The following is a 10,100-nucleotide window of genomic DNA, read 5'->3' on the forward strand; positions in this document are numbered from 1 at the left end:
CCACGCTAGCCCGCGGCGGCGGCGTGGGACTTCCGCCCCGCGGCGGATCCTGCGGGAGCGCTCAGCCTCCGTGCAGGCCGAAGAAGCGGCGCAGCCGCGCCCGCGGGCCCGGGGCGGGGACCGTGCCCGGGAGCTGGGCGGCGGGTCCGGCGGCCGGCGGCCGCTCCTCGCCACGCCGGCGGCGCGCCCCGCGCAGGGCGGCGTAGTAGGCGCTCTCCGCGGCGGCGTCCGCGAGCAGCGCCGCGGAGAGGGTGCCCAGCACGCGCGCCCCGGCACCGCCGCGCCGGGCCGCCCCGGCGAGCCCCACCCCCAGGGCGGTCTCGGTGCCCACGACGGCCAGCAGCAGCTCCGGCCGACGGACGAGGGCCCGCTGGTACCGGGCGAGCAGCCCGTCGCCGGTGGGCTCGATGGTCATCCCGCGCAGCAGCGCCGAGCCGACGCCCGTGGGCTCGTAGTGCTCGGCGCCCTCCGTCCCCGCGAGCTCCCGACGGCCCTCGACGACCTTCGCGGCGAGCACGGGCAGGCCCAGCACCTGCAGGACGGACTCCAGGACCAGGTCGGTGGACTCCCCCAGCACGTAGTTGCGCAGCCGGTTGGTCTCGGCCGGGTCGAGGTCGAAGACGGAGGCCACGGACTCGATCTGCAGGTCCGAGGTGCCCCCGGAGCACAGCCGGACGAGGTCGCGCTCGAACCGGCCGGCCGGCGTCTCCCCGGCCTCGGCGGCCAGACCGCCCGCGGGGAGCCAGTCGGGGCCCCACTCCAGGGCGCACACGGCGTCGGCCGCCTCGAGATCGGTGACGGCCGCGGGGTCCTCCCCGGCGAGCAGCACCTCGAAGGAGCGGGCGGCCCCGTCCGAGGACAGCGCCACGGCGGTCTCGGCGAGGCCGGTGCGCACGGCCCAGAAGTCGACCTCGGCGTCGAAGACCACCACGGACCAGCCGTGCCGGGACACGGCGGTGAAGCCGGTGCCGGACAGGGCCGCCAGCACGGGCAGCTCGGGGGCGTCCAGGTGCACGAGCAGCACCCGGCGCAGCCCGGGGTGCTCGGGCTGGAGCGGCTGGCCGGTCGTCTGCACGAGGGTCGCGGAGAGCTCGTCGAGGGTGCACCCGGGCTGCACGGAGCCGTCCTCGGCGGCCTGCGCGAGCCGGCCCTCGGCGTCGGCGAGGAACATCAGCTGCGTCGCCCGGGGACCTTCGGCGTAGGCGCTGATCAGGCGGTGCCGGGCGATGACCTGGCGCATCCCCTCGCAGGTGGGGCGCTGCCCGGAGCCGTCGGGCCCGGTGGCCTCCGTCGCGCACTGCACCGTGGCGGGGACCAGGTCCCACGCGGAGGTGGGGGATGCGAGGTCGTCGGCGGGGAGTGGGGTCATGGCGTCCATGCTACGCCGTCGCCGCCGCCGCCCCGGGGGGCCGGTCAGCGCCCCACGGGGGCCGGCGATCCGCTCAGCGGGGCCCGTCGACGAGCTCGGCCGTGGTGCCGTCCTGAAGGGCGACCAGGCCCGCCCGCAGGCGGCGGGCCAGCGCGGGCCGCAGGTACCGGTCCAGGTCCTCGGGGGCCGTCCAGCGGTGGCTGAGCAGCTCCTCCTCCTGGATCGTGATGGGCGTGTCGGCGCCGATGACGCCGCCGTCGTAGACGAAGGACACGGAGTCCCCCCACAGCCCCATGGCCACGCCGTGGTGGACGACGAGGAGCCGGCCCTCCGGCAGGTGCAGGCCGACCTCCTCGACCACCTCGCGGAAGCACCCGGTGCGGGGGTCCTCCCCCGCCTCGACGGTGCCCCCGGGCACGGTCCAGTCGGACTTGTAGTTGGGCTCGACCAGCAGCACGCGGCCCGCCGGATCGCGGATGAGGGCCTCCGCGGCGAGGCGGCGGGTCGGCAGGGAGTCCACGAACTGCTTCAGCTCGGCCTCGGACAGGTAGGAGCTCACGGCGCGATCACTGTCCCAGGAACTTCTCGAAGCCCTTGGGCAGGTTCAGCTCCGCGGGGTCCGGCTGCCCCGGGGCGGCGCCGAACGCCGACCCGGCGGGCGCCTTCTGCTTGCGCTGCTGCTCGAGGGCCGCGTTCTCCTGGGCCCGCTTGGCGGGGTTGCCGGAGCGGGACCCGCCCTTCTTCGCGGAGCCCTTGCCCTTGCCCTTCTTCGGGCCGCCGCCCGCGCCGGGCATGCCGGGGATGCCGGCGGGCATGCCCGGCACGCCCTTGCCCTGGGCGAGGCGCTTCATCATCTTCTGCGCCTGGGCGAAGCGCTCCATGAGCTGGTTGACCTCGGAGACGGTCACGCCCGATCCCTTGGCGATGCGGGCGCGGCGGGAGCCGTTGATGATCTTGGGCGCCACCCGCTCGTGCGGGGTCATCGAGCGGACGATGGCCTCGACGCGGTCGATCTCGCGCTCGTCGAAGTTCTCGAGCTGCTCACGCATGCCGGCGGCGCCCGGCATCATCATGAGCATCTTCTTCATCGAGCCCATCTTGCGCAGCTGCTGCATCTGGGCGAGGAAGTCCTCGAAGGTGAAGTCCTCCTGGTCGGTGAACTTCCGGGCCATCTTCTCGGCCTCGTCGCGGTCCCACTGCTTCTCGGCCTGCTCGATCAGCGTCAGGACGTCGCCCATGTCGAGGATCCGGGACGCCATGCGGTCCGGGTGGAACTGCTCGAAGTCGTCGACGTTCTCCCCGGTGGAGGCGAACATGATGGGCTTGCCGGTCACGGAGGCCACGGACAGCGCGGCGCCGCCGCGGGCGTCGCCGTCGAGCTTGGACAGGACCACGCCCGTGAAGTCGACGCCCTCGTTGAAGGCCTGGGCCGTGTTCACGGCGTCCTGGCCGATCATCGCGTCGATCACGAAGAGGACCTCGTCGGGCTGGACGGCGTCCCTGATGTCACGGGCCTGCGCCATCAGCGCCTCGTCGATGCCGAGGCGGCCGGCCGTGTCCACGATGACCACGTCGTGCAGGCGCGCACGGGCCTGGGCCACGCCGTCCCGGGCGACCTGCACGGGGTCGCCCGTGGGGTCGTCGAACTCCGAGGTGGTGCCCGGGTGCGGTGCGAAGACCGGCACCCCGGCGCGCTCGCCCACGACCTTCAGCTGGGTGACCGCGTTGGGCCGCTGGAGATCGGAGGCCACGAGCAGGGGGCGGTGCCCCTGGCCCTTGAGCCACTTGCCGAGCTTGCCGGCCAGGGTGGTCTTGCCGGCGCCCTGGAGGCCGGCGAGCATGATGATCGTGGGCCCGGTCTTGGCCATCCGGATCCGGCGGGTCCGGCCGCCGAGGATGTTCTGCAGCTCCTCGTTGACGATCTTCACGACCTGCTGGCCGGGGTTCAGCGCCTCGGAGACCTCGAGCCCGAGGGCGCGCTCCTTGACCGCGGCGGTGAACTCGCGCACGACCGGGACGGCGACGTCGGCGTCCAGCAGGGCGCGGCGGATCTCCCGCACGGTGGCGTCGACGTCCGCCTCGGTCAGGCGTCCCTTGCCCTTGAGGTTCTTGAAGGTGGCGGTCAACCGGTCGGACAGTGAATTGAACACGGGTCGAAAGCTGCTTTCGTCGAGGGAGGCGGCCGGTGACCCGCGGTCTGCGCCGCGGGCCGCGGCCCGGCCCGGTGTGGCGGGTCAGTGTCCAAGGTTAGCAACTCCGGGCGGTGCGGGCCCCGTCCCCGTCGCCGGACCCGGACGAGGACGGCCGGTGCCCTCCGGTGGGAGGGGACCGGCCGTCGGGGCGGGCGGGCTCAGAGCGCCGTCTCGTCGCGCTCCCCCGTGCGCACGCGCACGGCCTGGTGCACGTCCGTGACCCACACCTTGCCGTCACCGGCGCGGCCGGTGTTGGCGGAGGAGACGATGACGTCGACGATGTCCGTGGCCTGGTGGTCGTCCACGAGGATCTCGACCCGGACCTTCTCGAGCAGGTCCACCGTGTACTCCGCGCCGCGGTAGACCTCGGTGTGCCCGCGCTGCTGCCCGTAGCCGTGCACGTTCTGGACCGTCATGCCCTGGACGCCGTAGGACTCGAGGGCGGACTTGATGTCCTTGAACTTCTCGGGGCGCACGATCGCAGTGACGAGTTTCATGGGAGGGGTGCCTTTCGTGAGGGTGGATTGCGCCGGCGGTCACCGCACGGCTCAGCTGTGCACCGGCTCGGAGCGGCCGGGCTCGAAGGACGCGGCGTCCCGGCCCGGGACGTGCCGGCCCGGGCTGAAGGAGCCCGTGGCGTCGCCGGCCAGGGCGTAGCCGGACTCGGCGTGCTGGGTGATGTCGATGCCGTCGATCTCGTCCCGCTCCGGGATCCGGAAGCCGATGGTCCGGTCGATCACGAAGGCGATCACGAAGGTGAGGACGGCGCAGTACAGGACCGAGACGAGCACCGCCACCACCTGGGTGAGCAGCAGGCCGGAGCCCCCGCCGTAGAACAGACCCGCGGTGCCCTCGGAGGGCAGCGCCACGAAGCCCAGGGCCACGGTCCCGACGACGCCGGAGACCAGGTGCACACCGATGACGTCCAGGGAGTCGTCCATCCGCATCCGGTACTTGAGGCCCACGGCGAGCGCGGAGCAGATGCCGGCCACGAAGCCGATCACGACGGCCCAGACCGGGGAGACGTTCGCGCAGGCCGGGGTGATGGCCACGAGCCCGGCGACGGCGCCGGAGGCGGCGCCCAGGGAGGTGGCGTGCTTGTCGCGGATGCGCTCGGTGAGCAGCCAGCCCAGCATGGCCGCGGAGGGGGCCACGAGGGTGTTGATCCAGATGAGCCCGGCCTGCTCGGCGGTGCCCGCGGCGCCGGCGTTGAAGCCGAACCAGCCGAACCACAGGATCGCGGCGCCGAGCATCACCAGCGGCAGGTTGTGGGGGCGCTGGCTCGGGTCCTTGCCGAAGCCCTGGCGGGCGCCGACGATCAGGATGAGGATCAGCGCGGCCACGCCGGCGTTGATGTGCACCACCAGGCCGCCGGCGAAGTCGATGGCCTCGCCGATCGCGGAGCCCACGGCGCCGTCCTCGGTGAGCAGCCCGCCGCCCCAGACCATGTAGGCCAGGGGGGCGTAGACGAGCGTGGCCCAGACGGGCACGAACACGGCCCAGGCGCCGAAGCGGGCGCGGTCGGCGATCGCCCCGGAGATCAGGGCGACGGTGATGATGGCGAACGTCCCGCCGTAGGCCGCGCCGAGGAGGTCCTCGGAGCCCATGATGTCGGCCAGGGCGAAGGACGGCACGGGGCTGCCCGTGAGCCCGCCCAGCAGCGGGTCCCCGCCGCTCATGGAGTAGCCCCACAGCACCCACACCACGGAGACGAACGCGATGGAGATGAAGCTCATCATCATCATGTTCAGGACGCCCTTGGCGCGGGTCATCCCTCCGTAGAACAGGGCCAGGCCGGGGGTCATGAAGAAGACCATGGCGGCCGCGACGATCGTCCACACGTGTCCAGCGGTGATTTCCACGATGTGCACCTCTCTCTGAAGGTTGTCGGGTCATCGGTGCCGCCGGTCCGTTCCCCGTGGGGTCGTCCGGTGCGCACCGTTCCCTGTCGAGTCTCCGAGAGAGATGTTTCGCCCACGGCCGCGTGGGGTTGCGGGCATGTTTCACGCCCGCCGCACCGGTTACGGGCACGTGAACTGCGGCGGGCGTGTGGGGCGATGGGGGGACGGATCAGTCGAGCAGGGCGTCCACGAAGCTCTCGGGCTCGAAGGGCGCGAGGTCGTCCGGCCCCTCGCCGAGGCCGATGAGCTTCACCGGCACCCCGAGGCTCTTCTGGATGGCCACCACGATGCCGCCCTTGGCGGTGCCGTCCAGCTTGGTGAGGACGATGCCGGTGACGTCGACAACCTCTGCGAAGACCCGCGCCTGGGTCATGCCGTTCTGCCCGGTGGTGGCGTCGATGACGAGCAGCACCTCGTCGACGGTGGCGGCCTTCTCGACGACCCGCTTGATCTTCCCGAGCTGGTCCATCAGGCCCGCCTTGTTCTGGAGCCGGCCGGCGGTGTCGATCATCACGACGTCCGCCTCGTGCTCGATGCCGGCGGTCACGGCGTCGTAGGCGACCGAGGCGGGGTCGGCGCCCTCGACGTCGGACCGGACCGTGGGCACGCCCACGCGGGCGCCCCAGGTGGAGAGCTGGTCGGCGGCCGCGGCGCGGAAGGTGTCCGCGGCGCCGAGCAGCACGTCCTTCTCCTCGGCGACGAGCACGCGCGCGAGCTTGCCCACGGTGGTGGTCTTGCCGACGCCGTTGACGCCCACCACGAGGACGACGGCGGGGATCGGCCCCTTGCGCTCCACGGCGAGGGACCGGTCCATCGACGGGTCGACCAGCGCGATGAGCTCCTCCCGGAGCATGGCCTTCACGTGGGCGGGGTCGTTGGTGCCCTCGACCTTGACCCGGCGCTGGAGGGCCTCGACGAGGTCCATGGCCGAGTCCGTGCCGAGGTCGGCGAGCAGCAGCGTCTCCTCGATCTCGTCCCACACGTCCTGGTCGATGCGGTCGCGCGAGAGCAGGGCCAGCAGGCCCTTGCCGAAGACGTTGTTGGACTTGGCCAGCCGCCCGCGCAGGCGCGCCATCCGGGACGCGGCCGACTCGGGGCGGTCGAGGGCCGACCGGGTGTCGGCGGGCGGGGCCGGGGCGGTGCCGGGCTCCAGGTCCCCGGGGGCCGCGGCGGGGCCGCCCTCGAGGTCGTCCGGGTCCCGGGTGGAGGGGTAGCCGCCGCGGGGCGCCTTGGGCCCCCGCAGCAGGACCAGCCCGAGCAGACCGAGGACCACGACGGCGATGAGCACGTATGCGAGAACGGGTATCGAATCCACGTCGCCCAGCTTCTCACACCGCCCGGTGGCGGGGCCGGTGGCTGCGGGAACGGGCTGCCGCGCGGGGTCCTAGACTCGACGGGTGCCCGTTCAGCCCACCGCCGCGCCCGAGCGCGACCGCGTTCCCCAGCAGATCACGGTGCTCATCGCCGCCGCCTTCGTCATCGCGATCGGCTACGGCATCGTGGCCCCGGTGCTCCCCCAGTTCGCCACGACCTTCGGGGTCGGCGTGGCCGCGGCCTCGGCCGTGGTCAGCGTCTTCGCCGTGGCCCGTCTCCTCTTCGCCCCGGCGGGCGGACGGATCCTGAACCGGATCGGTGAGCGACCGACCTACGTGACCGGCGTGCTCATCGTCGCGCTGTCCTCGGCGGCCACGGCGTTCGCCCAGACCTACTGGCAGCTGCTGCTGTTCCGGGGCCTCGGCGGGATCGGCTCGGTGATGTTCACGATCTCGGCGATGGGTCTGATCGTGCGACTGGCCCCGCCGCGGATGCGCGGGCGGGTCTCGGGCTACTACGCCTCGGCGTTCCTGGTGGGCGGGGTGCTCGGCCCCGTGGTCGGCGGTCTGCTCGCCGGCTTCGGCATGCAGGCGCCGTTCCTGATCTACGCGGTGTCGCTGCTGGCGGCCGTGGCCGTGGTGCACTTCCGACTCAAGGACGAGGTCCTCGGCGCCGGCAAGGACCGCCGGAACCAGCCGGTCATGACCGTGGCCGAGGCGCACCGGGTGGGGGCCTACCGCTCCGCCCTGGTTTCCAGCTTCGCCCACGGGTGGACCGCCCACGGGATCCGGGTGGCCCTCGTGCCGCTGTTCGCGGTCGCCGTGCTCGGAGCGGGTCCGGCCGTGGCCGGCCTGGCCCTGGCGGTCTACGCCGCGGGCAACGCGATGACCCTGCCGCTCACGGGCCGGCTCACGGACCGGTTCGGGCGCAGGCCGCTCGTGCTCAGCGGCCTGGTGCTCAACGGGGTCGCGACCATGGGGCTGGGCTTCGTCCAGGACGTCCCGTGGTTCGTGGCCCTCTCGCTCGTGGCCGGGATGGGCTCCGGGACCCTGAACCCGGGCCAGCAGGCGACCGTGGCCGACGTCATCGGGCCGGACCGGGCGGGTGGGCCGGTGCTCGCCCGGTTCCAGATGAGCGCCGACGCCGGACAGATCCTCGGCCCCGTGGTGGCCGGTGCGCTCGCCGACGCCGCGGGCTTCGGCTGGGCCTTCGGGGTCTCCGGGGCGATCATGCTGCTGGCCGCCGTGGCCTGGTTGCCGGTGCGCGACACGATGGAGCGCTCCGGCACACCACCGGTGCGCGACGCCGGCCAGTAGCGCCGCCGCCGCCCGGGTCCGGTGGCGGGCCCGGGGGCGCCGCCGGAGCCGGACGCCGCGTCCGCCGGGTCGGGGCAGCTCAGGACAGCGAGGCTCAGCGCAGCTCGGCGAGCCGCTGCCCGATGACGGTGGTCACCCCGTCCCCGCGCATCGCCACCCCGTAGAGGGCGTCGGCGATCTCCATGGTCCGCTTCTGGTGGGTGATGATGATCAGCTGCGAGGTCTCCTGCAGCTGCCGGAAGATGCCCAGCAGCCGCCCGAGGTTGCGGTCGTCGAGGGCCGCCTCGACCTCGTCCATGACGTAGAAGGGCGAGGGGCGCGCCTTGAAGATCGCCACGAGCAGCGCGATCGCCGTCAGCGAGCGCTCCCCGCCGGAGAGCAGGGACAGGCGCTTGACCTTCTTGCCGGCCGGGCGCGCCTCGACGTCGATCCCGGTGGTGAGCATGTCGGTGGGGTCGGTGAGGCGCAGCCGGCCCTCCCCGCCCGGGAACAGGGCGGCGAAGACGTCTTCGAACTGCCGGGCGGTGTCGGCGTAGGCCTCCGTGAAGACCCGCTCCACGTGCTCGTCGACGTCGCGGATGATGCTGCGCAGGTCCTGCCGGGAGCGCTTGAGGTCCTCGAGCTGCTCGGCGAGGAAGCGGTGGCGCTCCTCGAGGGCCGCGAACTCCTCGAGGGCCAGCGGGTTCACCCTGCCCAGGGAGGCGAGCTCCTTCTCCGCCCGGCGCAGCCGCGCCTCCTGCTCGGCGCGCACGTAGGGGGCGCCTGCCGCGGCCTCGGGCCGGGCGCCGAACAGGGCGCCCTGGCTGTCGTCGTCCGCCGACGTCGCGCCGGCCGAGCGTTCGGCGTCCTGCGCCGCCGCGGGGTCGGGGCCAGGGTCGGGGATCAGCAGGTGCGGGCCGTAGTGCTCCACGAGCGCGTCGGGGGTGAGCCCGAGTTCCTCGAGGGAGCGGTCCTCAAGTGCCTGGATCCGGGCGCGCTGCTGGGTGCGGGCCAGCTCGTCCCGGTGCACTGAGTCGGTGAGCTGGGCGAGCCGCGCGGCGAGCCGGTCGTTGGCGGCGCGCAGGTCCGTCAGCTCCGCGTCCAGCCCGGCGCGGACCGCCTCGGCCCGGTCCCGCTCCGCGGCGGCGGCCGCGGCGGACGCCCCCACCAGCTCGAGCAGCTGCACGGCGCCGGCGAGCACCGCCTCGGCGTTGCGGGACTGGATCCGGCGGCGCCGGGCCCGGCGCTCCGCCTCCTCCCGCGCCCGGCGCTCGGCGGCGGCGGCCCGCTCCTGGGACGCGGCCCGGTTGCCGAGGGCGCGGGCCTGCTCCTCCAGCGAGCGCAGGGCGAGCCGGGCCTCCGTCTCCGCGGTGCGGGCCGCCGTGGCGGCCCGGTGCAGCTCGTCGCGGCGGGCGGCGGCCTCGAGCTGGACGGTCTCGGTGTCCTCCTCGCCGTGCTGCTCCGCGGCCTCGAGCCGCTCGGTGGCCTCGCGCAGCCGCTCCTGCTCGCGGGTCAGGTGCTGCCGCGCGGCCGCGACCTGCTCGTCGAAGCGCCGGGTCTCGGCCTCGGCGGAGCCCAGCACGGCCCGGACCCGGGAGAGTTCGGACGCGGCCCGGTCCGCCGCCCGCTCCGCGGCGCGCAGCACTGCCGCGGTCTCCTCGGCGGCCCGGCGGGCGGTGTCCCGGGTCCCGGCTGCGGCGCGGGACGCGGCACGCGCCCGGTCGAGGGCCGCGGCGAGCTCGGCCCGCTCCGCCTCGGCGGCCTCGGCCGCGGCGCGGGTCTCGAGCGTGCCGGCGGCCTCCGCGGCCCCGCCCCAGGCGCTGGTGCCCGTGAACACGTCCCCGTCCCGGGTGACGGCCGTCAGTTCGGGCCGGTCGGCCACGATGCGGGCCGCCGTGGCGGCGTCCTCCGTGAGCACGGTCCCGGCGAGCAGGGCGCGGACGGCGGCCGCGCCGCGCCGGGCGTCGTCGTCGCCCTCGCCGGCGAGCAGCACGGCCGCGGCGAGCCGGTCCCCGGGCCGGTCGGGGGC

At 74.3% G+C, this 10,100-nt stretch carries 8 protein-coding genes; 1 reads left to right on the plus strand and 7 read right to left on the minus strand.

Annotated elements, in window-relative coordinates; all coding sequences use genetic code 11:
• Nucleotides 1-61: 61 nt before the first annotated feature.
• From ABD220_RS13075 to ftsY, 6 genes are all read right to left on the minus strand, one after another.
• Nucleotides 62-1,369, minus strand: a complete 1,308-nt coding sequence (locus ABD220_RS13075; protein WP_344123249.1) for a hypothetical protein — start codon at nt 1,367-1,369, stop codon at nt 62-64.
• A gap of 73 nt (nt 1,370-1,442) precedes the next feature.
• Entirely contained in the window at nt 1,443-1,928 is a 486-nt protein-coding gene (locus ABD220_RS13080; protein WP_344123251.1) for an NUDIX domain-containing protein, read from the minus strand.
• A gap of 7 nt (nt 1,929-1,935) precedes the next feature.
• Nucleotides 1,936-3,519, minus strand: a complete 1,584-nt coding sequence (gene ffh / locus ABD220_RS13085; RefSeq protein ID WP_344123253.1) for a signal recognition particle protein — start codon at nt 3,517-3,519, stop codon at nt 1,936-1,938.
• A gap of 200 nt (nt 3,520-3,719) precedes the next feature.
• Nucleotides 3,720-4,058, minus strand: a complete 339-nt coding sequence (locus ABD220_RS13090) for a P-II family nitrogen regulator (RefSeq protein WP_058874620.1) — start codon at nt 4,056-4,058, stop codon at nt 3,720-3,722.
• A 51-nt stretch (nt 4,059-4,109) separates the two neighbouring features.
• Nucleotides 4,110-5,423, minus strand: coding sequence for an ammonium transporter (locus ABD220_RS13095; protein ID WP_344123256.1), 1,314 nt, complete (start codon nt 5,421-5,423; stop codon nt 4,110-4,112).
• A 208-nt stretch (nt 5,424-5,631) separates the two neighbouring features.
• Nucleotides 5,632-6,777 carry a signal recognition particle-docking protein FtsY gene (gene ftsY, locus ABD220_RS13100; RefSeq protein WP_344123258.1) on the minus strand — a complete coding sequence of 382 codons (1,146 nt, stop codon included), beginning with the start codon at nt 6,775-6,777 and terminating at the stop codon, nt 5,632-5,634.
• Between the two features lie 82 nt (nt 6,778-6,859).
• Between ftsY and ABD220_RS13105 the strand changes: the two genes are divergently transcribed.
• The gene (locus ABD220_RS13105; RefSeq protein WP_344123260.1) at nt 6,860-8,092 is read left to right on the plus strand and encodes an MFS transporter; all 1,233 of its coding nucleotides are present in this window, start codon (nt 6,860-6,862) and stop codon (nt 8,090-8,092) included.
• A gap of 94 nt (nt 8,093-8,186) precedes the next feature.
• On the opposite strand, the gene ABD220_RS13110 is transcribed toward ABD220_RS13105, so the two are convergent.
• The coding region (locus tag ABD220_RS13110; RefSeq protein ID WP_344123262.1) for an AAA family ATPase at nt 8,187-10,100 on the minus strand (1,914 nt) is incomplete at its 5' end.

Origin of the sequence: Kocuria aegyptia (assembly GCF_039530085.1) — a bacterium.
GTDB lineage: Bacteria > Actinomycetota > Actinomycetes > Actinomycetales > Micrococcaceae > Kocuria > Kocuria aegyptia.